Origin of the sequence: Bacillus sp. RC251, assembly GCF_044908765.1 — a bacterium.
GTDB classification, from domain to species: domain Bacteria; phylum Bacillota; class Bacilli; order Bacillales; family Bacillaceae_G; genus Bacillus_A; species Bacillus_A wiedmannii.
This window is the reverse complement of sequence record NZ_JBIYDP010000013.1, coordinates 73941-98577: the sequence shown is the minus strand read 5'-3', so window position 1 is coordinate 98577 and position 24637 is coordinate 73941. Positions and strand designations below refer to the sequence as shown.

Annotated in this window: 24 protein-coding genes and 3 pseudogenes; 12 read left to right on the top strand and 15 right to left on the bottom strand. The window is 33.7% G+C overall.

Annotated features, from left to right (window positions below):
- Window positions 1–138 precede the first annotated feature (138 nt).
- The 3 genes and pseudogenes from ABH961_RS25850 to ABH961_RS25840 all read left to right on the top strand — a co-directional run.
- On the top strand, window positions 139–348 hold the full coding sequence (locus tag ABH961_RS25850; protein ID WP_002204055.1) for a hypothetical protein: 210 nt from the start codon (window positions 139–141) through the stop codon (window positions 346–348).
- A gap of 401 nt (window positions 349–749) precedes the next feature.
- Complete coding sequence (locus tag ABH961_RS25845) at window positions 750–932, top strand: hypothetical protein (protein ID WP_002204054.1); 183 nt, start codon at window positions 750–752, stop codon at window positions 930–932.
- A gap of 380 nt (window positions 933–1312) precedes the next feature.
- Window positions 1313–1521 (top strand): annotated as a pseudogene (locus ABH961_RS25840) (recombinase family protein); the annotation flags it as partial.
- Between the two features lie 143 nt (window positions 1522–1664).
- On the opposite strand, the gene ABH961_RS25835 reads toward ABH961_RS25840, so the two are convergent.
- Window positions 1665–1859 carry a hypothetical protein gene (locus ABH961_RS25835; RefSeq protein WP_016096711.1) on the bottom strand — a complete coding sequence of 65 codons (195 nt, stop codon included), beginning with the start codon at window positions 1857–1859 and terminating at the stop codon, window positions 1665–1667.
- 816 nt (window positions 1860–2675) lie between these two features.
- Here ABH961_RS25835 and ABH961_RS25830 point away from each other — a divergent pair.
- The 4 genes and pseudogenes from ABH961_RS25830 (at window position 2676) to xerS (ending at window position 6515) form a co-directional block, all read left to right on the top strand.
- Window positions 2676–2843, top strand: coding sequence for a hypothetical protein (locus tag ABH961_RS25830; protein WP_154214060.1), 168 nt, complete (start codon window positions 2676–2678; stop codon window positions 2841–2843).
- A gap of 78 nt (window positions 2844–2921) precedes the next feature.
- A complete protein-coding gene (locus ABH961_RS25825; RefSeq protein ID WP_404520329.1) occupies window positions 2922–3173 on the top strand; it encodes a hypothetical protein in 252 nt (83 codons plus the stop codon).
- Between the two features lie 1048 nt (window positions 3174–4221).
- Window positions 4222–4410: pseudogene (locus ABH961_RS25820) on the top strand (HNH endonuclease); the annotation flags it as partial.
- A gap of 1028 nt (window positions 4411–5438) precedes the next feature.
- Window positions 5439–6515: a tyrosine recombinase XerS gene (xerS, locus tag ABH961_RS25815; protein WP_404520327.1), complete on the top strand. Its 1077-nt coding sequence runs from the start codon at window positions 5439–5441 to the stop codon at window positions 6513–6515.
- Window positions 6516–6794: 279 nt separating this feature from the next.
- Here the strand turns inward: xerS and ABH961_RS25810 are convergent, their stop codons facing one another.
- From ABH961_RS25810 to ABH961_RS25780, 7 genes are all read right to left on the bottom strand, one after another.
- On the bottom strand, window positions 6795–7205 hold the full coding sequence (locus tag ABH961_RS25810) for a disulfide bond formation protein B (protein WP_098485823.1): 411 nt from the start codon (window positions 7203–7205) through the stop codon (window positions 6795–6797).
- A gap of 31 nt (window positions 7206–7236) precedes the next feature.
- Window positions 7237–7644 (bottom strand): thioredoxin family protein, encoded by a 408-nt coding sequence (locus ABH961_RS25805; protein ID WP_132136426.1) that lies wholly within the window; start codon window positions 7642–7644, stop codon window positions 7237–7239.
- A gap of 11 nt (window positions 7645–7655) precedes the next feature.
- Complete coding sequence (locus ABH961_RS25800) at window positions 7656–9761, bottom strand: peptidase domain-containing ABC transporter (protein ID WP_404520326.1); 2106 nt, start codon at window positions 9759–9761, stop codon at window positions 7656–7658.
- A gap of 245 nt (window positions 9762–10006) precedes the next feature.
- Entirely contained in the window at window positions 10007–10204 is a 198-nt protein-coding gene (locus ABH961_RS25795; protein ID WP_098870108.1) for a hypothetical protein, read from the bottom strand.
- Between the two features lie 37 nt (window positions 10205–10241).
- Window positions 10242–10424, bottom strand: coding sequence for a hypothetical protein (locus ABH961_RS25790; protein ID WP_087952093.1), 183 nt, complete (start codon window positions 10422–10424; stop codon window positions 10242–10244).
- Between the two features lie 37 nt (window positions 10425–10461).
- Entirely contained in the window at window positions 10462–10650 is a 189-nt protein-coding gene (locus ABH961_RS25785) for a hypothetical protein (protein WP_098870107.1), read from the bottom strand.
- 37 nt (window positions 10651–10687) lie between these two features.
- A complete protein-coding gene (locus ABH961_RS25780; protein ID WP_087952090.1) occupies window positions 10688–10876 on the bottom strand; it encodes a hypothetical protein in 189 nt (62 codons plus the stop codon).
- A gap of 230 nt (window positions 10877–11106) precedes the next feature.
- Between ABH961_RS25780 and ABH961_RS25775 the strand changes: the two genes are divergently transcribed.
- Window positions 11107–12012 (top strand): ABC transporter permease subunit, encoded by a 906-nt coding sequence (locus ABH961_RS25775; protein ID WP_098486586.1) that lies wholly within the window; start codon window positions 11107–11109, stop codon window positions 12010–12012.
- Window positions 11993–12934 (top strand): ABC transporter permease, encoded by a 942-nt coding sequence (locus tag ABH961_RS25770; RefSeq protein WP_404520323.1) that lies wholly within the window; start codon window positions 11993–11995, stop codon window positions 12932–12934. Before ABH961_RS25775 ends, ABH961_RS25770 begins: the two co-directional genes overlap by 20 nt.
- 507 nt (window positions 12935–13441) lie before the next feature.
- On the opposite strand, the pseudogene ABH961_RS25765 reads toward ABH961_RS25770, so the two are convergent.
- Window positions 13442–13642 (bottom strand): annotated as a pseudogene (locus ABH961_RS25765) (glutamate decarboxylase); the annotation flags it as partial.
- A gap of 221 nt (window positions 13643–13863) precedes the next feature.
- On the opposite strand from ABH961_RS25765, the gene ABH961_RS25760 reads away from it, so the two are divergent.
- The gene (locus ABH961_RS25760; RefSeq protein WP_404520321.1) at window positions 13864–14673 is read left to right on the top strand and encodes a lipid II flippase family protein; all 810 of its coding nucleotides are present in this window, start codon (window positions 13864–13866) and stop codon (window positions 14671–14673) included.
- A 495-nt stretch (window positions 14674–15168) separates the two neighbouring features.
- Here the strand turns inward: ABH961_RS25760 and ABH961_RS25755 are convergent, their stop codons facing one another.
- Window positions 15169–15378 carry a hypothetical protein gene (locus ABH961_RS25755; RefSeq protein ID WP_404520319.1) on the bottom strand — a complete coding sequence of 70 codons (210 nt, stop codon included), beginning with the start codon at window positions 15376–15378 and terminating at the stop codon, window positions 15169–15171.
- An 885-nt stretch (window positions 15379–16263) separates the two neighbouring features.
- Between ABH961_RS25755 and ABH961_RS25750 the strand changes: the two genes are divergently transcribed.
- Window positions 16264–16656 carry a thiol-disulfide oxidoreductase DCC family protein gene (locus tag ABH961_RS25750; protein WP_097817192.1) on the top strand — a complete coding sequence of 131 codons (393 nt, stop codon included), beginning with the start codon at window positions 16264–16266 and terminating at the stop codon, window positions 16654–16656.
- A gap of 274 nt (window positions 16657–16930) precedes the next feature.
- Here ABH961_RS25750 and ABH961_RS25745 read toward each other — a convergent pair whose 3' ends face one another.
- From ABH961_RS25745 to ABH961_RS25730, 4 genes are all read right to left on the bottom strand, one after another.
- On the bottom strand, window positions 16931–17140 hold the full coding sequence (locus ABH961_RS25745; protein ID WP_404520318.1) for a DUF3947 family protein: 210 nt from the start codon (window positions 17138–17140) through the stop codon (window positions 16931–16933).
- 210 nt (window positions 17141–17350) lie between these two features.
- Window positions 17351–17488, bottom strand: coding sequence for a hypothetical protein (locus ABH961_RS25740; RefSeq protein ID WP_404520316.1), 138 nt, complete (start codon window positions 17486–17488; stop codon window positions 17351–17353).
- Between the two features lie 600 nt (window positions 17489–18088).
- A complete protein-coding gene (locus ABH961_RS25735) occupies window positions 18089–19834 on the bottom strand; it encodes an ABC transporter ATP-binding protein (RefSeq protein ID WP_404520315.1) in 1746 nt (581 codons plus the stop codon).
- Window positions 19831–21588 (bottom strand): ABC transporter ATP-binding protein, encoded by a 1758-nt coding sequence (locus ABH961_RS25730; RefSeq protein ID WP_404520313.1) that lies wholly within the window; start codon window positions 21586–21588, stop codon window positions 19831–19833. Before ABH961_RS25730 ends, ABH961_RS25735 begins: the two co-directional genes overlap by 4 nt.
- Window positions 21589–21921: 333 nt before the next feature.
- Between ABH961_RS25730 and ABH961_RS25725 the strand changes: the two genes are divergently transcribed.
- On the top strand, window positions 21922–22791 hold the full coding sequence (locus ABH961_RS25725; protein WP_404520311.1) for a LysR family transcriptional regulator: 870 nt from the start codon (window positions 21922–21924) through the stop codon (window positions 22789–22791).
- 300 nt (window positions 22792–23091) lie between these two features.
- Here the strand turns inward: ABH961_RS25725 and gad are convergent, their stop codons facing one another.
- A complete protein-coding gene (gene gad, locus ABH961_RS25720) occupies window positions 23092–24561 on the bottom strand; it encodes a glutamate decarboxylase (RefSeq protein ID WP_404520309.1) in 1470 nt (489 codons plus the stop codon).
- Between the last annotated feature and the right edge of the window lie 76 nt (window positions 24562–24637).

Genomic DNA, 24637 nt, shown 5'->3' with positions numbered 1-24637 from the left:
CGTAGGCGCAGACGGAATGTGTGGAATGGAGTTTACAGAGAATAAGGTCAATGTTCGGAGATGGCTTTTTGTTTATTCAGATAAAAGGATGATAAGGTCTTTTGTCGAATAGATAGATTTGGAGAGGAGGGGGCATATATGCTGATTTCTTTTAAAGACGAAACAAAAAAACTAAAAGCTTCAATAGACAGCCATGATCTAGCAGGATTAATAGCAGTGCTAGAAAAAAATAAAAAAGTAAAAATAGGACATGATCGTTATGAAGTTGTCGAAGTGAGTTTAGAAATCAACAAGTACACAAATAGTGATGATTTAGCAGAGGTTATAGTAACTGTGAAAGAGGCTTAAAGTAGCAAATAAATCAGAAATAGCATCCATAACGGGTGCTTTTTTCTTTGTTATATAGAAATTATATATTAAACTAGTAAAACTTTGAATGAGACAAGCATATACTAATAACTGACTGACACGACGTATTCATTCTTTATAATCGTATCGGACGAGTACCTTATAGGGCTCTTTTTTTATTGCACATAAGAAATTCCCAAACATACAATATCGAGTCAATGCCAACCAACTTATTCCTTTTCCGATAGCTATATATATTCCGCTATAAAGTTCTTTTATGTTGCGCCATTAGAACGGGCAGGGCATTGTCGTATATTTAATACTCAGAAGCTTAGGGCACTTTATAGTGTTCTTTTTTTATTGAACAAAATGGATATTTGGATAGGAGGATGAAGAAGTTAATGGAAACAATTAATAAATTTGCAGACTATATGAAACGTCTTGGTGAAAATAAAAAGGTAGTCGTTGAGGAAGAGGATGTAAAAGATATTACTGAAGATATCGAAGCGTATTTAAGTAATAACGGCCATACTTATTCTTATAGTGAGAATATGGCAGGACAAGTGTTAATCATTGTTCATTAAACCAATAGCAATTATCGTAGGCGTTGCCGTGATTTTGGTTTAGCGTCTTGTTTGTTGTTAAGGGGTGAGGGCATGGAAGTTATTTACGAACATCCTTGGTTAACTACATGGTTTATTTTATGATTTGTATTTGTGCATCTAGTGTTGTATCTATGGAAAAGAAGTAACAAAACAAACGAACACAACGAACGAAAATAGAGGATAAAACGTCCGATATGGGTGTACTTATTTTGAATTATGTTTGTTCACAAATTAGACATATTTAGAACCCTTATTTTCCAACAACCTATTTGTTCGGTTTACATGTACGGAAATTAAATGCTGTTATTAAGCTATAGTTAATTTACGGACACTTAAACGGACAAAAGGGGAGAAACGGAATGATTCTCGGATATGCTCGTGTACCAACACAAGATCAGAACTTAGCAAGGTAACTCAAACAATTGAGTGATTATGTGTTTGAAAAAAAGTTAGTGGAGCTACAACAGACGGACCAGAGTTATTACGCATGTTAGAGAATCTGCGTGAAGGTGATGTAATTGTAGTTACTGAATTAGCACGTATTACAAGAAGTACACAGGACTTATTTAATTAAGCTCGTTTCTAATCAAGACATAAAATACTCATTAAAAAATCGATTTCTTAACGTACAGGAAATCGACTTTTTATTTATAATCCCTTCATCCAATTCTTTCTACATTTTAGGCATCTTTGCAGCAGGACCATCTAGAATTAGAGTGTAAAAAATGTATCTTGAATAGTAGAACGAAAAGATTGGCAACGAATTTGTTTTGCCCAAAATGCCGTTTCTGCTTCTCTTTCTTGTAATGTCATGTTAGTTCTAAAGGGAGAAGGAAGAATAAGAGCAGTTACAGCTGGTATTGAATGAAAAGTTATATTATCTAGCTTTAGAAATTTTCGCCACATATTAAGATCACTCCACACATCCTCTGGTCCAGGGCTCCATCCTTCAAGAAGACGATGGTAGGTATCTATGCGGTGTCCAGCAATCGTAGGACTAAAATTTATATGACTCTTTCAACATACGATCGCGAGTCTCAAGTTCCTCCAATGATCCCTGAATGGCCATCATTTGTTACTTATTCACAAAAGCCATATAGCGGCTATGTACAAAATCTGCTTTGGATAAAGCTTGCTCCATGTATTGTAAGTGATCAGGAAACCATGAATCATCGTCACTCAGATAACATACAAATTTTCCTTTTGCCAATTGTAATGCCTCATGTCGATAAATTTCTCCGTTCCTTGCACTTGAGCCTATAAAAACAGAGAAGAAATCTTTAATCAAGCTCCTGCTTTTCAGCATGAAATACACCAAAACAATTACTTGAAATATTATTCATTTATTAATCTGAGTATGCTTTTTTAACTTTGCAACAGCAACCATAAATGCTCCTCATAATAAATATAAGGCTATTTTATATATACATAGATTTTATTCATCGTAAGCCTACTGAAAATAAGAAAAGACGTAAAAAGACAGTGGCTTATATTGTCATGCAATTTAAACTTTTAAAAGGGTGAATGGGGTATCGAAAGCTGTACAGTTATCTTTTAAACAAAGGAGTCAAAGTTACTCTGTCTCAAGTAAGACACGCCTTATGTAAGGTCAGCTCAAAGTGAAAAATTGTCACTTATTATAAGAAACAAAAGCAAGAACTCAATACGTTTCCGAATATATTAGAACGCTCTTTTATACCTAGTACGAAGGAAAGACCAACAGTGGTTGAGGAAATACAAATTATATTAGGTAGATTGGCAATAAATAGTGATTTATCACAGCTAACAGAGGAAGAAAAGCGGCAATATTATCATTTTGTATGCAGAAAATATGGACTAGATCCATTTACAGAGTCGTTTGCTTTTATTCGGTTTAAGGGAAGTAAGTGAACTACAGCTATAGGTGCAGTTCCTATTAGTACAGAAGTTGGAAGAAAACTTAGTCCCGCTCAGTTAGCTCATACACTGATGACTTGTGCAACCAAAGTAAAGAGACGAGCGACAGTATCACTGTGTTGTTTAGCTATGATGGATGATTTTGGTGTAAAACGATTTGATATACAATCCGTCATCGAAAATAAAGATTTACCTCTACAATCCAAACAATCTTATGGCGGTTATACATTTATGGTAAAAGAATCAATGGGAAAATCAAAACTATTTGAGAAAGAAAAAATAAAAAAAGAAGTGACTGTTTTGACAGAATTGAGAGATTCATAATGGTACATCAAAAACTTCATGAATAGAAGAAGTGCACCTATTATCATATAGAATTTGTTGTGAAAGATGAAAGAAACAAGCAAGCATACAATAATGATGAAGTATGGCATTATATATATTTCTTATATTAGCACTTATTTATTTGTCAATTCTCCTTTGTGTGAAAGTAGAGTGCACGAAAATGAAAGCGGAACGAATCTTGAGATTACTATCGAAGAGGGTGTGCTTATTTATTGAGTTGTAGTGCATAGATACTATAAGAGAGTATAGGATACACATATTTTTAGAGGAATTATGTAATAAGTGACATATGAAGAAGACAATGTTGCAAATATGAGAGGTTGAAAAGAAAGCTCACAAACTATGGTTTTTGGGTAGCATTAAACTTGAAGACTGGAAAGTAAAAAATACAACCTTCGTTAATTAAGTGGATATTTTGATTCAGTACCTTAAGGGATGCATTATGAAATTACGTACATTAAAAATAATTCAATTAGTGTTATATAGCGTTGTTTTAATTCTTATGATTGATTATAGTAATCATTAAAATATTTATGTAAGAGTTCATGACTTTAATTTCTCTATTAAGTGAGTGCAATAATTTTCATAAATTACTATTTTTAAATAATATAGAGAAATGGTTTTTGAGTTGTCAGAGCTCTATCAGAAAGCAAGCCTGTTCCAGCAGACTTGCTTTTTTTGCTATTTATTAAGTATGCAAAAAATGCCAACGTACCAGTTAGTTATCCTGAAGGGAGCGCGACCTATTGGAGTTAGTTATAGCGTTTTTTACGGTGTTTATAATTATCTGGGCGATTATCAAGCCATTTGCTAAAAATAGAAGACACAACACTAACCACGAGTGGAAAAACAAAATTGGTCAAAGTTTATCCACGTTTCTAAGTCCAATGAATAGACTGAAGGGATCTAATAATGTGATAGAAAAGACTGCTTGTTTTGTATCATTAGTATTTATCACTTGTTTAACACCTTTATGGATTATCATTCTAACATTTGATATTGCTTAGTTGGAGGGGGAAGCTTTATGAATGAATACAAAGCCAAACAACAGAAGCATAAGAAGATGCAACTCGTTATCCATCATATAAAAGAACTCGAACATCATTCAACACTTGTATTAGATATAGATAATCTAGAAACAATCTGTGTGGATTACCACAATAGAAAACACGGAAGCGCATTCAAAAAGAAAAATTGTTTACTTACTTATATTTAGTTTACATAAGAGATATTATAGATGTTTGAAAAAAAGGAGTAAAATCCGTCTCAAAATGAAAAGAATTCTTATCTTATTGAGACGGAAGGAGAAATTGCGAAGTTATATTTTAAAATCTGTATTAGAATTAAAAATCACTGTATGTTCACATAAACAAAGTACAATAAAGAATACTTTTTCCAGGACTATAGGAAACATTCTTTTTCAATATAAAAACAATCAAGTTTTGGGTAAAGCACAACCTATTTAGTCTTAAGTGGTTAAAGTTACCCGTATTGCATTGAAATTTTTTTAACATGTATTTATATGCTAGCTATACCCTATAAGCAACCATGTAATCAATACTAAAATGTATAGGTGAATGTATCTGCAACTAAAAGATATTCATACTGATGAAAGGTGCATGATGCATTTTGTTGGATGAACATAAAAGAATTATAAAAAGGGGGAAAAATAAACACTCTACAACTTCGCACGAAATACCAATTTTACGAACAATAAGATAGATAAATAAAAATCTAATACTGTATTTAGGGATTTCGGGCTTCTTTACATGAATCTTAACATATTGGTATGTGGCTATATAATTCATATTTTATATAGTAATTATTTAATACTGAACTATTCATTGAAAAATTTCATAGTAAATTATCTTTTAATATATAGGATTTTTTCTAATGTTAATCTAATTAATTCCTCAAAATTATGATTAAATTAACTTATACATGTTAGATAACGAATTTTAAACTGTTTTCATATATTGATTTTTGCATGAATTTATAAATATAAATTGTTTTATTTTAAATACATTTATATTTAGTTTTTCCACCATTTTTTTTGGTTAAATACAAATTGCTCTCTTAATTATCTATAATTTTTATTTGAGTAAATACATTATTCCTTTCATTAATGATTATATTCTAGTATCTCATAATTTAATTATGTAAATAAGTTTGTGTAAAAATTGAATTTAACGCGAACTTGTGTTCGCGTCTCTTTTCTGTTATAGTATATATGAGGTGATTTTTATGGATTACAGTAAACAACGTCAAAAATCCGTACATCGTAAGAAATTATACGAGAATTTAAATGAAATGCCCTTTTACATAGAAGAATTTGTGGAGTACAAAGAATTGCATGATGCCTCTCCCTCCACCCTACTGAATTATGTATATGATTTTAGAGTCTTCTTTAATTGGCTATTATCTGAACAAATTATTGAATTTAAACCTATTAAAGACATATCCTTCTCTGATTTGGAGAATTTAAAGAAAAAAGATGTTGAGAACTTTATGAGATTTCTAAAACTACAACAAAACATGCAGAATTCCTCTGTTAACAGAAAAATTTCGGCCTTAAAGTCTTTATTTAAGTACCTCACCTCCCTATCAGAGAATGAAGATGGAGAATGCTATTTTTATAGAAATGTAATGGCTAAAATTGAAATACATAAAGATAAAGAAACATTAAATGCTCGTGCAAAACGTATGAGATCAAAAATATTCCATAATGATGACGATCAAGAGTTTTTGAATTACATTAAGTTCGAACATGAAAAATCTTTAACAAAACATCAGTTGTTCTATTTCCTAAGGGATAAAGATCGGGATGTAGCTATCCTCTCACTCTTTCTTGGTAGCGGTATTCGTGTAAGTGAATTGGCCGATCTTCGTATGGAAGATATAAACTTAAAAGAAAGACTAATTGATGTAATCCGTAAAGGAAATAAAGAAGATTCTGTATGGATTACTCCAATGGCATTGAATGATCTTGAAAAGTATATGGAACTTAGAGATAACAAATATGCTCCTGGGAAAGAATTAAAAAATGTGTTTTTATCGAGGTATAAACATACTGCACAACCTCTTTCGGTTAGAGCTATCCAGGATATAGTAGAAAAATATACTAAAGCCTATGGTAAAAAAATGTCTCCTCATAAATTAAGACACACATTGGCAAATAAATTATATATGGAAGAAAAAGATTCGTTACAAGTCATGCAGCAACTTGGTCATACGAGCCAAGATACAGCTTTGTTATACACTCAGCTTGGGGAAACAACCATTAAAGATAGTTTAGGAAGAATAGGAAAAAATAAAGAATAAGAGTTTAGCAATTTTACATTGCTAAACTCTTATTCTTTTTCCTTACCCCTTAGTTTTAAATAATATATATATTTCTGTTGAAATTTAATTTTATTATGTAAAAAATACACAATTTAAGTTCTATCTTAATTGGTATATAAAAACATTTTATATTTTATTTACCTTTTACTTGTCATTTATTTCTACTTAATGAGAAATACTATTTGTAATACATTTATCGAACTTTTCAACTTAACTACTAGATATATCTCAAACATTATTTCTCATTTATCAATCAGTTTATGATTTTTTCGAACTTTGTAACAGAACCTTCTCATTTAAAAAAAATGATACAGCAAATATTATTATGAATGCTGTTAAAGACATAAGCGGAATTGTTATAAAACCTCCCCATTTTTCATAGATTGTTAAACAGCTACTTGTAACACCACAAAAGCTACTTTTATGTTGAGTAAATTGAATGAAATTATGGTAAGAAGAAATAATTATACCTATTAATGAAAAATAACGAAGATAATATTTTATATTTTTATCATTAATTAGTATTGAAATAAAAATTAACAAAGGAATTGGGTACATAAAAATTCTTTGATACCAACATAGACTACAGGGAACATAACCCTTTACTTCACTAAAATATAAACTCCCTATCGTAGCTACTAGTGAAACAAGAAAAGAAAAATATATCATATATTTACTCCTTTAAAAAATCAAATTAATTTTATTCTGCCAAAAATGACTTTAATTCAGATTTAGATTGGATCCCTTCTACCCGGTTCATTTCTTCCCCATTTTTATATTTTAGTAGCGTGGGTGTTTTTTGAATGTTATTTTTTTTCAAAAATTCAATATCCATATTTTCTTCTGACTCCATATTTATAGCAAATACCTTTTTCTTATCTTCTTTAATCACTTCATTTAAGGATGGCTTAGTAGTTTGGCATGCTGTACAGCTAGTTTTGTAAACGTAAATATAAAAATTATCTTTTGAGTTTATTTTACCTTTATATTCCTTCATATCGATATTAGTATAGTTAGGTTTATCTAAGTCTTTTGAAGTGAAAATAAAAAAGAGAGAACCTATACTTATTAGAATAACTAAACTGGAAAACAGGATTTTTTTTGACATTTTATTCACCTCTAATTTAATTGTTTCTCTAATTCTCTTTGCATTTCGAAGATGGATTTTTCTCTAAAAATAAATTTCTTATCATATTTTGTTATATACTCAGGATTATGTGTAATAAAAATTATTATCGAATTTAAACCTAATAAAGCATCATAAATTTTCATGAAATTATCAGGATCTACATTACTAAGCGATTCATCTAAAATTAAAACACTTGGTTTGTGAAGAATTGCTCTAGCAAGGCATAATCGCTGTTTTTGTCCCGTAGATAAATTGGAATTACTATCATTTATTACGAAATTAAAACCTTTAGGAAGTGAAGTGATTACATCATAAATATGTGCAATTTGACAAGCCTTTATAATTTCATCTTCAGTAAAATATTCTCCCATACATATATTTTCTTTAATTGTATTTTTGAAGAGAAATGGATTTTCATTTAAATAAATAAGTTCCTTTCTTAAACTATTATCATTAATTTCATTAATATCAACACCATTAATATATATTTGTGATGCGTTAGTTTGATAGAGTTTGTTTAATAATTTAGAAAACGTAGTTTTTCCTGAACCACTTTCACCAATTAAAATAACTTTTTCGTTATTAGAAATATTCATATTAACATTTTTAATAATACAGTGATCATTAATATTAAAGTTTAAATTGTCTATAGATATGTCTTTAATCCTTGTAATATCTGTCTGAGGCTTATTTTGAACTACTGGATAATTCATTAAATCAGTCAATCTATCCTTAGCGACAAGCGATTTTTGGATTTCTCCTTGCAATTCAATTAATCCTGTTAGAGAGCTTAGCATAAACATAGTTAAAGAGTTTATAAAAAGTAAATCCCCTAATGATATAGTATCCGCCATAATCTGTTTAGCACCAACATATAATAATATGATAGAAAATGAAGTTTGAACAAGTTTTTTTAGTCCATTATTATTTGTTATTGTAACAGCTTCTTTTAACGCCGCATTAAGTTCCCTATTGAATATTTTGTTAAATGCAGAGGAAAAATATTCTTTCTTGTTTAAAGAATAAATATTAGTCATATTTTTTATAAATTGTATTAAAAAAGATTGTGTATCAGCATTTTTACTCATAGAATCTTTATTTCTTTTTTGGATAATATCATAATACATAAAAGTAATTGCTATCAAAATCAACGTCAAAATAAGAACAGTGAAAAAAAGTAAAACATTAATGTTATAAAGGACGAATCCTATTCCCAAAAAAATTACAGTATTTAATATTACTGAAACAAAAGCTACATTTACTAAATTTCTAATATAATAAATATCATTAAATCTTGATATAATGTCACCATCATCCCTATTTTCAAAAAAATTAATAGGTAATTTTAATATTTTCCTGAAAAATTCTTTTGATATAGATTGGTCTAATTTTATTGCAGCCTTATTAATTATGTAAGTTCTTAAATAATCAAATGCATTACTTAAAAAATTGATTCCTAAAAAAATCAAAGTAAATTCTAACAATAGGTAATCATAATTGTGAGGAATAATCTCATCTATTACGAGTTTAAAGAAGAATGAGTTACTAATTGAAAATAAAACAAACAAGATAGATAAACATAAGACAAATGAGATACTTAATTTATTATTTTTAATCAATTCCCTGAAAAATTTCTGATGATAACTTGTTTTTTTATCAGAATTACTATTTTTAGATTCAATTAGAAGAAATATGCCTGTAGTATGTTTTTTAAATTCATCAATAGTAATTGTAGATATTTTATCGTTACCCGGGTCACTTATTACCAATTTATTTTTCTTCCGTTTATAAATAATTATATAGTGACCTTCATAAGATTCGTTGACCTGTTTATTTATTAAAGCTATACAAGGTCCTTCAATATGCTTTAGTGCCTCTCCAATATCTTCTTTATTTATCTCAACAGCTTTACAAGAAAAATGATTAACTTGACTGAATAACGATAACAAATCTTTTAAATCATATCCATTTTTATAAGTAACTTGATCCCTAAGATAATTAATACCATGATGCAAATGATAATATTTAAAAATAGATGCTACACAAGCAATTCCACAATCATATTCTTCTTGTTGTTTTGTATGTACGTATTTCATTTCACTATCACCTTTATGTAATGTTATATTTTGATAATTTGCTATTTTCATATTTCATGAAAGCCGATTTCAAAATCCTTCTTCTTTGAATAGAATTTTGAAATCGGTTACAAAAATGTTTATAGAGAAATTAAATCATTATATATATAAATGAAAATTAAGTTTTCCAGAATCTACTATGATATTTTACCTTTTAAGGGTACTATATATACTACAATAAAACTATATTAATTCATCCGTATACCTTATAACCACTCTCGATAGCAATATTGATCAAACAAGCCACACGATTTTAAATTTTTTAATATACATTGATTCAGCAAACTTTTACAATTCGGTCCCGCTCCTCCACCATCATGGATTACTGTTTCATTTTTAGGATCAATTCCTCCAACATGCTTTGTTAGCTCTTCTGTTTTTAGTTCACGTATAAATTTGTTCATTTAAAATCCTCCTGAAAATATTTATTTTTAAAATACATTAACAAAACTGATCGAACAAGCCACATGATTTTAAATTTTTCAAAATACATGACTGAGCTAACCTTCTACAATTTGGACCTGCTCCTCCGCCATCGTGGATTACTGTTTCATTTTTAGGATCAATTCCTCCAACATGCTTTGTTAGCTCTTCTGTTTTTAGTTCACGTATAAATTTGTTCACTTGTATTCCTCCTTTGTTAATTTGCTAAATACATAAATTAACTTCTACAAAACTGATTCCATAAATTACATTGAGATATATACTTCATTTGACATCCTAGTAATAACATCTTACAATTGGGTCCTGCTCCTCCACCATCATGGATTACTGTTTCATTTTTAGGATCAATTCCTCCAACATGCTTTGTTAGCTCTTCTGTTTTTAGTTCACGTATAAATTTGTTCACTTGTATTCCTCCTTTGTTAACTTGCTAAATATATAAATTAATATCTACAAAAATCATACCATAATTGACATGATCCCCAATCCTTGGCTCGACATGCTACAAATAACACCTTACAATTAGGTCCTACTCCTCCGCCATCATGGATTACTGTTTCATTTTTAGGATCAATCCCTCCAACATGCTCTGTTAGTTCTTCTGTTTTTAGTTCACGTATAAATTTGTTCATCTGTATCCCTCACTTAAAGTTTTTTTATTACAGTAATTACAATAAATTACTATTTTCCGAATGTCAACACCAATATAAGAAATTTTAAGAATATTCAAATGTTCAGAATATAGCACTGATAGCGTTTTATAAAAAACGAAAATTAAATCATTATTTTTCTCATTAAAAAGGACATTTGATAGTAGTAGTTGAAAACAATGAAAACAAATCATTTTAAGGAGATATATTTTATGTACTTTACAAAAAAGATTATATTAATTTTTCTACAAATTATTTTAGCTGCTTTAGGAATTGTTTTTATTTGCTGTCTACCAAAATTGTTTTTGAATACATCTCAAAACAAAGGGGAATTAATTATATTAGAATTAAATTGGTTAGGATATTTTGATTATATAAAAAAAGTGATTCATTCCCTACTAGACCCATTTCATTTAACATATGAAATTTATGGAATTAAACGCTTATTACTACCCAATTTACTAGAGTCATATTTTTATACCTTAACTATAATAATTTCAGCTTTTTTTATTGCTGTATTTTTATCAATAGTTTTAGCAAATTTCACATTCTATTTACCAAAAAGAATCCAATCTATAATTTCAAAAAGTTTGAGCACCATAGAAGCTATACCTGACTTATTTTTAATAATATCTGTACAACTAATCATTATTTCAATATATAAAAATACGAATTGGCTTATTACTATCCCCTTTTCTACAATAACTAATAAAACATACTTTTTACCTATTGCAACTCTTTCAATTTTGCCAACGGTTTATCTATATAAGATAAATTTACTTAACTATAAAAATGAAATGTCAAATAGTTATATAGATCTTGCAGTCGCCAAAGGATTGAAACATTTTTATATACTAAAACACCATGTTTTGCGTAATGCTTTAATTTCTATTTTTTATAATGCAAAATCTATCATGTTATTAATAGTTTCCAATTCAATTATTCTTGAATTTTTATTTAATTCTTTTGGATTATTTAGATTTTTAATCAGCCATCAAAATCCTGAAATTATTTCCATTGGTATTCTTCTTTTGATGATTCCGTTTTATTTTTTATTTGAAATCATAAAATTGATTATAGTAGAAAGAAGGCATTTATATGATAAGAAGATTATATAAAAACAAACAATTCTTAATAGGATTTTTAATTCTATTCAGCATTATTATCGCTAGCTATGTTTTTGAATATTTTATTGAATTTACTTCTAAAGATTTTAATATTCAATCTAAACCAACCTCCCCTTCTTTAACACACCCATTAGGTACTGGGGAATATGGAGTTGATGTTTTACAGCAAGTTCTTATTTTTGCAAAAACACCAATTTTTTTTGCTTTAATCATCTGTATTTTTCGACTTACTTTTTCACTTTTATTTGGAGTACTACATGCTTATTTTTATACTTGGACAAAATATATTAATTGGGTGTTTGACGTTTTCCAGTTTATACCTACTGTATTGTTAGCTATTTTACTAATTCGTCCTACAATTTCAGGTATGGATAATATCCATGAAACTAAATGGATATGTTATACAATTGTAGTTCTTACTCTTATTGGCATACCAAATTTAACACAACTCATTAGCAATGAAGTTAGATTACTTCTACAACGTGAATACGTTTTAACATCCAAACTACTTGGTGGACATATTTATCACATATATAAAGTTCATATTAAGCCCTATTTACTTCCTAAATTATTTATTTGGTTCCAACAACAAATATTGCAAATAATGATATTAATGATGCATTTAGCATTATTCGAAACAATTTCCTTAGATGTTGGAGGCAGCCTTTTATTAATAAATGACACAAGTCAAAAGCTAATAAATTATCCTTGGTTAGCGATGGGACCTGTTATTTTCTTTACCATTGTTATTTTATCTATTAATGCTTTACTATCAGGTTTACAAAGCACTCTAAAAGGCAATGCCGCATTTCACGAATCTTCTCTTTTACTAAATAAAATAGAGCAAGTAAAACATGAGAAATGGAAGATTCATTTACAACAATTTAAACAATGGCTTTCAATAAAATTATAATTAGTACAATAATATTTAATTTCCACTTAAAACATGAGATATACCAAGATTAACGCCTTAATTAAAAACAAAAGATAAAGAAAAATAGGATTAGAGGTTATTGTTGATACTGCATAGGCGAATATAAATGGAATTAATTTTAGACTAGGCAAATGCTTGTATATGAATACATCAAGTTTTCAAAAGGAAGATCAAAGAAATAATGTACAGGATTTTAATCTTATAAAACCTTTTCAAATTACGAGCCGGTGATGACCCCGGAGCTGGATTGAAGCTGCGGACGGGATGGAATTCGAATCGAAGAGCTGCACGAGCGCCCTGTGGTCATTTACCGCCGATTGGAACAGTTGATCCGTGAGACTTGTCAGAAAGTCGGCTTCGATCCAAACCTATACTGTAAAAATGATGATGCAAGAACTAAAATTCTAGAGGCCCATGCCGGCCTCATCACCTGAATTATTCGAAAATTATTATTTGAGCTGACGAACCACTGTAATCTGATCTATTTTGATACGCTGTTTCTGGTAACATGCCTTCATTAGGCATGTTACAGCGCAGAATGACTACTTCTCCTTTACGGGCATTTATAGAAAGTTCGGGAGGCAGCTCCATTTGCACATGACTCGGTAGATATTTTGGATTATCAAGCATACTCTCTTTTCCTTCATATGTATCGTTTTGAACTTCTTCTTTTCGATCCTGTGGCATACTAGTTCTCCTTAATTAACGGTTTAACAAATATATTATTTACAAAAAGTATTTGTTAAACCAAGGGGGTAATTCTATTAGAAGAGGCTGCCACCATTCAAATTAAAGAAATATAGTTTATGATTATAAAATAGAAATTGATTTATATTATAATGAAAATATTGAATATTTTTAATGGAATTATTAAGTTCTACATTTACAGAAACTTAAGGGGTATGATTATGGAATTTATTACATTTAAAGTAATTTGTATCTTTTTATTTTTAATGCTTATGACTTCTATAGAAGTTTTAGGATATGGAGTTCGACTTGTTGGGGCTAAATTAGCTTTAGTTGCATCGGCTTTTGCTATATATAATATCATGTCTTTGATTGCCCGATTTTCTAATATGTTTCAACAACCATTTACTGCTTCTTTGGTAGATAGTGCAGCAAAAAATGGTGGATTAGAATTATTAATTAAACAATTTAGATTTTTATTATTGGGTTCTACCATGGGGGTAATACTTGGAGGATTATTAGTACCATTTTTTATGAAAGTTTTTTCTAAAGCGCTAGTACCTTTATCAAAAGATGGTTCGTTTATAAACATGTTCAAATTAATAAATAGAACTAATTTGAAAAGAATGAAAAGCTATTTTGTTTTAATAAATAAAAATAATCTTGAAGGGGTAAATTTTAAAAATGTATCAGTTAAATTATTTGTTATTAATACAATTGTTTCTGCCGTATTTACAGTAGGTGTTATGTCCGCATTGTATGCAACCCTACTAATTCCTGATTATGATAGAGCAGCGATGTCTTCATCCAATATTATTACTGGAGTAGCTACGATTCTATTAACACTGCTTATTGATCCTAAATTGTCTTTTTTAACTGATAAAGTTGTACAAGACAATCATAATTATTGGGAACTAAAGAATTTTACATTTATGATATTAATTTCGAGATTTTTAGGTACATTAGTTGCTCAGATTATATTAGTTCCAAGTGCATATTATATAGCATGGTTTGCTAAATTTATTTCTTGAAAGTTTTATATGAGAACAAAATGGGCGACGATTTCACATTAATCGTCGCCCATTAAAAAACAACAAAAAATCACTTACTTCATCAAAATAGAGTATTTTGAATTCATAAAAACAAAAAAGATTACGAAATTCTATTTTTTATAGATATGGTGGGTCAATATACGGATCGTTGTCGTACTTCTTAGACGAATGAATGGGTTCATCAAAAAACAGTAATCCGATTTTAATTATATTAGAAATAATAGTAAGTCTGTCACCTATTTTTACACATATCTCGGATGTATCTCAGAATATTTCATTTCCATGCAGGAAATCTCCACTTTAGTATCTTTTTACAACTGTACAAAGACATGAAAGTAGGTACTATTTAAACAAGAAAATCCAAACTAAAATTTTATAGATTTAGAGAACTAAATACATGTACTCTTGTGTGAACGTATAGGTTAAATACTACGTTACTTTTTTTATAAAGAAAATACATCCCAAGATGCCTTTCTATTCTGTAACAAGTTTAAACACATAGTACATAAAAAATAGACAAGACAGATATGCTAGTCTGCCAGCAATCAATTCTCTCATAAATCTCATAAGTATGAATTTGACAAGCAACGCTAAGAATAACGGTATAAACAGTACCATAGCAAGTTTGATTGCTATGTCATTTATTGTTGGATTAAATGGTTTAAAATTAATTATAGTATTCACTTATCCTTCTACAATCCTTTCATTTATATAACTAGATTGTATAAATAAAATCACTAAAAAGACACCATAAGGTTCCTTCCTCCAACTTAACCATCTTTATTTTATCTGGTTCTGGTGTAAATATAGAATACATTTCAAGGAAGAATCAGAATTTACTACCGGAATTGCTTTTTTTATCAAATGTATAGCTTCTACTCCTATATGATATTATGCTAAAAAATAAAAAAGCACCGCTATGGATCCTACTACTAGCCTTCCAGCTACACGATTTCTCATTGGACCGTTAACTTTAGTATGCGGAGGTTGTTTATTAGGTTTTGGAGCTAGAAAATATTTTTTTTCCTCTTCAAATATTAAAAGTGAACAATGGAAAGTTGCAGCAAATTTTACCTTTTTGACGACTCTATCTTGTTTTACTGCAATGCTTATTTTTTATTGGGTTTAACCTTGATTTTTTCACAATATATATCTGCCCCTGAATAAAACTCAATATTCCGTAAATACTAAAGTCACATGGTTATCTTTCCTCTGTTTTTCTTGGGTGAGCAGTTAGCTTTTGCTAGCTGCTCTTTTGTGAATCATCGTCACATTATGATGAAATGTTCATATATTATCTCGAAGCAAAAACCCTAATTTACTTTTCAATATCTCACTTTTCCTTTAAAGAGCACTTTATTTAGTGCTCTTTTTGGTAATCCCGTAAAGTTCTATTGTTCCATTAAGAGTACCCGCACCCCTAATCGGGTCCTTTTTTAATGTTTTCTACTCAAATAGCGTTTTTATTAAAAACTCTTCGTAGTTCAATAATTCACAATGAGTGTATTTATATTCTCTTTTCAGTTAAAATAAAAAGCATTCAAATAAACGTTTTAGAAAGGATTATAAATGACACAAATTATACTCTTTGACGGAGACTGCAACTTATGTAATCAAAGTGTTCAATTTATTATTAAAAGAGATCCTAAAGGATATTTTAAATTTGCATCACGCCAAAGTAACATAGGTATTCAGTTATTAAATCAATACAACATTAGCGAAACAATAGATAGCGTGGTATTAATTGATAATAATAAGGCTTATACAGAATCAGATGCCATACTGAATATTTGTAGGCACTTAAAAGGAAGTTGCAAATTATTTTTCATCCTTTTTATAATCCCAAAACCTATTCGGAACCTTTATTACAAAAAAATTGCAGAAAATAGATACAACTGGTTTGGCAAACAAAAACAATGTCTTATCCCTACTCCGGATATCAAAAAAAGATTTTTAGAATAATTAAAAATATAAATATTCCCATGAATCTCTCTTTGAGAGATTCTATTTTTTATTCAGCAAAATAAAGATTTTGTTTTAAACTTTCACGTACACTCAAAACATACATAAAATATATTGCTGTCAGACTTTTACATCTCAATATGATATGAACCTTGATCAAAGAGCACTTTCCCGGGTGCTCTTTTTATTTAAATCCACTTTATTATTTTTATTACTGTAAAAGATATATATTTTCATACAAAATCAATAAAATGAATATTCTATTCTATATAATCTACATTGGGTAATATGATTGTGCTGGATAATAAGGCTGTATAGAATAATATGATTGTGTTGGGGTATAGCTTTGTTGCGTGTGCTGTGATTGCAACGCTTGTTGTTGTGCTTGTATAGCCAGATGAACCGCTTGAATAGTACTTTGTGCAGGCCCCGATCCTCCTAAAGGGCGCATTTGCGTTTTATTATAAAAAAAATCAAAAAACATCCTATATTCACCTCTTCCTGTAAATATTATGCCTTCCATCTTTTATACTATGAATATCTAATTACAATGGATAATAGATGACGCTTTTCACTTTATTATTCTTGGATCTCTTTCTATTCAAATAAAGATTTTATTTGATTTCTATTAATAGTTTTAATTCCTTTGCACACATTACTCTCACATGGAGCTTTACAGGTTTCTCTGAATCAGTTATCTTGCATTCCTTATAAACCTTGAGAGGAGAATTCGTTTATTAATATCGACATATGCTGCACCACCGCCAGGGCCAGCTTCATTACCTGGATCAGTTACTCTGTGACCACCAGGGTCCTTTGTGAGTTCTCTCATGTTCTCCCCTCCCTTTTATCTCAATCTACTAATCACCATTATTTAACATCTACTGACAATCATATCCTATAACTGAATTTGTTCATATATGGTAAAATATATCCTTCGCTGATATGTCCAACTTTGTAATTTTCATAGCAGCAAAATTACAACTAGACTTATACACCATGATAGGGATATGAACGCAAGTATCAATCTAAAGAATGAAGCAATAAGGCTTCTAACCGCAAGGAATGCGGGGTTAGCCTAATCAATTAGAGTTCGATAGAACTCTTTACTTAGGAATCCCTCACTTCTAAACGAAGTGAAAGTGGGGGTAGTTCAAACTTGAATTAGTAATAACAAACTTAACACAATTGGAATCTTTTTTTCATCAGGAGCCAATGACAATAATGAGAAATTTAAAGAGACAAATTGATTACTCTTATCACTCATTAAAACAATACAACCCCTGATACAATATGACTACACTGTATCAGGGGTAATTTTGATGTTGCACTATCTTCTAACACATATGATAAATATAGTTTTAACATGTTAGAGATTAGTTAGGCCAAGCCCCTGTCCACGCATTATGCGCACTTTTGGAATGGTGATCTACTAATCATTAACAGCCGCGAATTGGCTGTTATACAGGTTGGCGTAGTAGCCGCTGCGCTCCAGCAGCTGCTCATGACTCCCGCTTTCGACGACATCCCCGTCCTTCATGTAAAGGATCATATCTGCCTCACGGATCGTCGACAGACGGTGAGCGATAACGAAACTCGTTCTGCCTTCCATCATCTTCAGGAACGCCGCCTGGATTCGAATCTCCGTAAGCGTATCAATGCTGCTAGTTGCTTCGTCGAGAATTAGCATAGGCGGATCAACCAGCATAACCCGAGCGATTGTTAATAGCTGTTTCTGTCCCTGGGACAGTCTATCGCCTGAGCCATTGATTACTGTATCATAGCCCTGTGGCAACCGCTTGATGAAGCTGTGGGCGTTAGCTGCCTTAGCGGCTGCAATAATCTCCTCCTCGCTAGCATTCGGTTTTCCATAGGCGATATTGTCATGAATTGTCCCGTCAAAAAGCCAAGTATCCTGTAGCACCATCCCAAAGGTATGGCGTAAACTGTCACGGGCCATATCGTTAATGTTAATACCATCTATTGCAATCTCGCCGGCATCAACATCATAAAATCGCATTAACAAATTCACTAACGTTGTCTTGCCAGCACCCGTCTGTCCCACAATAGCGACACGTGTTCCCGGTTCAACAACTAGGTTCAAATCGGTAATAAGGGGACGGTCAGGCTGGTAAGCGAACTTCACATGATGGAATGTAATCGTCCCCTGCTTAGCCGGGATATGAACTGCATCTTCAGGCTCCGGTGACTCCGCTGATTCATCAAGTACCTGAAAGATACGTTGCGCCGAGGCCGTAGCTGATTGCAACTGTGTAATTACTCCGGTAATCTCGTTGAACGGTTTAGCGAACAGATTGGCATAAATCAGGAAACTCGATAGTCCCCCAACCGATATTCTAGACATAATGACCATAATACTCCCAATTAAGGCGATGATTGAGAAGGTAACATTGTTCACCAAACGGGTGGATGGATTCGACAGAGAGCTGACGAATTGTGATTTTACCCCTGTGTGATACAATTCATCATTTCGCGCTGTAAACTCCGCAAAAGAGTGATCTTCATAACGGAAGGCCTGAACAACCTTCTGCCCGCCGATCATCTCCTCTACAAAGCCATTCAGCCCACCCAATATACGGGCCTGATCACGAAATAGCTGCTGGGAGCGCATCGTGATGAACCGTGCTACGAAGAAAGTCACTGGTGCAGATAACAGTACAACCACGGTCATGAGCGGATTCGTATACAACATGAGAGCGATCGCCCCAATGATTGTAACAACACCGGTTAATAATGTGGAGAATCCCTGCAGCAACCCGTCCGATATGGCATCCATATCGTTTACGAATCGGCTGATACTGTCCCCTTGCGGATGATTATCATGATATTTCAGTGGCAGTACATTCAGCCTGTCGAACATTTCGCTGCGCAAATCGTTTACTGTTTGATTAGCAAGCCGATTCGTAAGATATGTCAACAACCAACCGAACAAGCCTCCGATGAGATACACCAGACTAAGCTGTATAAGTAGTCTGAAGATATCCGCGAACTCAACAGCACCCTTGCCAACCATATGATCGATCGTAATCCCAATCATAAATGGACCGATCAAGCTGGAAGCTACGCTAATAATCGCACTAATGAAGGCCCAGATTGTATACCTTTTATATTTTCCTGTATAAATTAGTAGTCTTCCCCATGTTTGCTTCATGCTCATTGTTGTCCTACCTCCTTATTAGAGAACTGTGAGCGGCAAATCTCTTGATAGACACTACAATCTCGCTTGAGTTCAGCATCGGTGCCGATGCCAGCAATCCGTCCGTCTTCGATGACTATGATTTTATCCGCCTGCTGCACGGTGCTAACCCGCTGCGAGACGATGAATACCGTAATTCCCTGGCTGTTTTCCCGGATTGATCTTCTTAACGCCACATCTGTGGCAAAATCAAGTGCACTCGAAGAATCATCAAGGATAAGAATATCGGGACTGGCAACAATTGCACGGGCGATTGTTAAGCGCTGCTTCTGACCACCCGACAGATTAAGTCCGCCCCTGGAAATCAGAGTGTTATAGCCTTCTGGCATTTTCGTTATGAATTCATCGGCCTGGGCAATGATAGCTGCTCGTTTGACCTCTTGTTCCGAAGCTAATTCGTTACCCCAGCGGATATTATCGGCAATCGTCCCTGTGAAGAGCAGTGCCTGCTGTGGAACAATCCCGATTTTTCCGCGTAGCTCATGTAGACTATAATCCCTTACATCAATTCCGTTGACGAGTATTTGTCCTGAGGTAGCGTCATAAAATCTCGGAATCAGGTTCACAAATGTAGATTTGCCTGAACCAGTACCACCGATAATTCCCACAGTCTCACCACGTTTTATCTCCACTGATATATCTGTCAGTGCCGGTTCACTCGTTGTACTATAACCGAAGGTAACATGATTAAATGTAACAGCTGGAACATCCTTTTTGTCTTCTATTTTTGCTGCAGACTGTTTTCGCTCCTCAGGCACAAGGTCAGCAATGGAAGAAACGGTTTCGAACACCTCATTGATCCGTGATGCTGAGGACGCTGCCTTTGTAAAAATAATAATTAGATTCGACACGACAATCAAAGCGAGCAAAATTTGCGTGACGTAGTTAATAAAGGCGATGACCTCGCCAGAAGATAATATCCCCGCATTAATGTGGAAACCACCAATCCATAGAATAGCGATAATCGCACCGTTGACAACAACAGTCGTTACCGGATTAAGCAGAGCAGACACCCGCCCTACTCGGATTGCAGTGGCCGTAATGTCGTCGGAGGCTTCGCGAAATCTCGCCTTCTCGGCCTGTCTCTTGGCGAATGCACGAATGACACGAACTCCCGTCAAATTCTCGCTCAATACTAGTGCGATTCTGTCCAACTTCTTCTGGTATAACCGATACATAGGTGCTGTCTTGGTAATTATCAAATATAGAATAATAGCAAACACTGGTGTTGTCGCAATTAGAATAAGCGCTAGTCTAAAATTAAGCAGCATCGACATGATGATTGCACCAAGACAAATGAACGGGGCACGAATCACGAGCCGAATCAGCATCGCCACCGCGATTTGCAGCTGATTGACATCATTTGTGATACGGTTGATCAATGATGGCGTCCCAAAGCGGTCAATTTCAGTATAAGACAGCGTCGAAATATGCCGGAACAGCGTATTACGTAGCGTTGTACCGAACCCCTGTGATGCCCGGGCCGCATAATATTGACAGATCAGCGAGCTGCCGAAGCCCAGTATCGACATGACGACCATTAAACCACCCATCTTCCATACATAAGCGATATCATGCCTGCCTATTCCATGGTTCACAATTAGGGCCACAATCGTCGGCAGAAGAAGCTCGAAAATTGCTTCCACCAGCTTAAAGAAAGGGCCAAGAATACTTTCCTTCTTGTAAGGTTTTAAAAATGTTGTGAGTCTAAACAAAGTATCATCCCCATCATAATTGTTATAAAGGTCGCTTTTGATTATGAAGTGATTTCGATATCGAATCTTGAATTCACCTGAGCATTCCGGCGCTCACGTATAAACTATGTACGCTCCGCTCCTCACAGCCTAGCTTCATCCAAATTTCTCAATACTAAAAAGCGGCAACTCTGAACTTGGACTAAAATATTCAATTTAATGCAATTCAAAAGGTTTGACGAAATTTATTTACCGGATATGATTAAAAAATAACATAACATCTTCCATATTAATAATATTTGATTAGTATCTAATCTATATGAAATTAATATGGCAATTCAAAAGGAGAACCTTATGGACATTAGGCAATTGAAATACTTCCTGATGATTGCGGAAGAAGGCCAGATTACATCGGCCGCCAAAAAACTGCAAATGGCTCAACCCCCGCTCAGCCAGCAGCTTAAGCTGTTGGAGGAGGAGCTTGGCGTAAAGCTGGTAGAGCGCGGTGCGCGCAGTATCCGACTCACGGACGCCGGGGAGATTCTGCGCCGCAGAGCGCAGCAAATTGTAGACTTAACAGATTCGACGTCAAGAGAGGTCAGTGACTTTGCCAAAGGATTAAAGGGAACATTGGCAATTGGAACGGTTTCTTCCTCTGGAGCAACGTTATTAAAGGATAGATTATCCGAATTTCACAAAGCTTACACCGGGATCAAATTTGAAATCCATGAGGGAAATACGTTCAGGGTCATTGAATTGCTACAGAGTGGAGTCATCGAATTGGGAATCGTTAGAACTCCCTTTCATAATGTGGGGATGGGATACAAATGTGTGGAAAACGAGCCGATGATCGCCGTGATGACCCCGGAGCTGGATTGGAGCAGCGGGCGGGATGCAATCCAAATCGAAGAGCTGCACGAGCGCCCTCTGGTCATTTACCGCCGATTCGAACAGCTGATTCGCGAGACTTGTCAGAAAGCTGGCTTCGAGCCAAACCTATTCTGTAAAAATGATGATGCACGTACCACCCTACTATGGGCCAATGCCGGCCTCGGAATCGGAATTATCCCGAAATCCGCGTTTGAGCTGGCGAACCACAGTAGTCTGATCTATAAGGAAATCGACAGTCCTTCGCTCCAGACCAGGATCGCGGCAATCTGGATTAAGGACCGTTACATGTCCTCATTGGCCAGAAAGTTCCTGGAAAGTTTCAGTAAGGAATAATAAAATAAAGGAGTGAACTGACTGTTCACTCCTTCTCTCTCCAAATCTTTGAGGGCTTTTTTAATCTTTTCATGAGGAAAGATCAGGCGCCTCTGATTATTTATTTATAACTATTTTTTAATTAAAAAGGAAATAGCTGCAAACTGGGCGTGTGATTTGATATTGTAAAGCTCTCTAGTATCAATTCGCTCATCATCTACCATCATGTATCCCATAGCTTTTATGTACCACTTTCCTGTGGATAGCTCGAAAAATGATTGGTGGTTAGCTCAACTTAATGACGACGAAATCTGCCCCCAATTAGTGATGAAACCCATTATCACATTTCGTATCATGTGGCATAGGCCCATCCAGGGAATCCAGAAAGGCAACGGCCTGTTTGAAGTTCCTCAAAAATAAATGCGCGAGATCCATGGAAAATCCGTTTCGAACCACAACGCGCATAATCGTCACCGTTTCCATATCGGGAGGCAATGGATAGGCAGGTACTTGCCAGCCGAACACACGCAATTGTCGAGATAAATCATAAAGATTCCAGTTTGATGTGTAACCATCTTTCAATCGCCAAGCGAAAACCGGAATATCCGAACCATCGGACAAAAGTTCGAACGGTTTCATTTTCTGAATCGCCTTGCTAAGAAAAAGAGCGACTTTCTGAGAAGCCTTTTGTACATCATAGTACCCACTTTTCCCCAAACGCAGGTAATTGTAATATTGCAGGAGCACTTGTGCACCAGGACGTGAAAAATTCAGGGCAAAAGTCGGCATGTTTCCGCCTAGATAGGAGACGCGAAAGATTAGATCCTCAGGGAGATCCTCAGCTTCCCGCCAAATTATCCAACCCAACCCAGGATAGACTAACCCATATTTATGTCCGGATACATTGATGGACTTCACCCTCGGCAATTGAAAATCCCAGACTAAATCTGGTTGAAGAAACGGGGCTATAAATCCGCCCGAAGCCGCATCTACATGCATCGGAATATCGAGTCCCGTTCTCTCTTGTAAATCGTCCAACGCTTTTGCAATGGCGGCAACTGGTTCGTAAAGTCCTGTATAAGTATCACCGAGAATCGGTACCACGCCAATCGTATTTTCATCCACAGCTCCAAGGACCCCCTGAGCATCCAGTCGGGGATGCTCAGGGCTAATCTTCACATAGCGTGGTTCAATCTCCCAATAGTTCGCGAATTTTTCCCAAACGACTTGAACAGCAGAACTAAACACAATATTGGGACGATCCACCGGCTTCCCCTCGCTTTTGCGTGCATTTTGCCAGCGTCTCTTTAACGCAAGCCCCCCGAGCATACATGCTTCCGACGATCCAGTTGTTGAAACGCCCATAGTCGTAAGGGGGCTGGGCGAATGCCAGAGGTTGGCTAAAATACGGACACACCGTTCCTCAATTTCGGCTGTCTGTGGATATTCATCCTTGTCAATCATGTTCTTGTCGAATGATTTAGCATATAAGTGCTTTGCGGTAGGCTCCATCCATGTACTAACGAATGTTGCAAGATTCAAGCGGGCATTGCCATCAAGAGTAATTTCATCATGGACGATTTGATACGCTGTTTCTGGTAACATGCCTTCATCAGGCATGTTAAAGCGCGGAACGACTGATTCTCCTTTACGGGCAAACAGAGGATTTACAGAAAATTCGGGAGGCAACTCCATTTGTATGTGACGTGGTAGATATTGTGGATTATCTGGCATGCTCTCTTTTCCTTCATATGTATCGTTTTGAACTTCTTCTTTTCGATCTTGTGGCATACTATTCCCCCCTTAATTAATGGTTTAACAAATATATTATTTACAAAAGAGTATTTGTTAAACCAAGGGGGCAATT